This is a genomic window from Peterkaempfera griseoplana, assembly GCF_001418575.1.
Taxonomy (GTDB): domain Bacteria; phylum Actinomycetota; class Actinomycetes; order Streptomycetales; family Streptomycetaceae; genus Peterkaempfera; species Peterkaempfera griseoplana.
The window spans coordinates 1-551 of sequence record NZ_LIQR01000475.1 but is presented as its reverse complement, the minus strand read 5'-3'; positions in this window follow the sequence as shown (position 1 = coordinate 551).

Genomic DNA, 551 nt, shown 5'->3' with positions numbered 1-551 from the left:
GCGGCTGTAGTGGTGGCCGCCGCCTCCGTGGCTGTAGTTCTCCCCGCCGCCCGCAAACGCGGTGCCGGCGAGGGGGAGAACGGTGGCCGCGGCCGCGAGGGCAGCGGTGCCGGCGATACGCGAGAAACGCAGAGACATACTGTTCACACCTTACGAAGAGTTCCGATCCCCGAGCCCCCTCACCGTAATCAGATGTCGATGGTGCCCGCGCGATGGCTGTGCCATCTGGCCCACGTGGTGTGTCGGCGCATCAGGGCCGGCGGCGGACGACCCGTCACCCGCTGGGACCTGCGGAAACGTCTGTGAAGCCAGTGCGGCCGAGAGGGGAGGAGCGGTCAAAGCCGCACGTTTGCAAGGTTGTCGGATGATCTGTTCACCAGTCACGCGGCTCTCCGGTGGCCACGGGCGGGATGGGCCGTGAGAGGGGCGAATGACGTTCGCGGGACCGGTCGCCCTGGAGGGTGTAAGGCAAATGTTCGATGCCCTATTCGGCAGTCAGAAAAGGCTCGGCGAGAGGGCCGACGGGGCATCGCGACCGGGCTGCGGCGGGG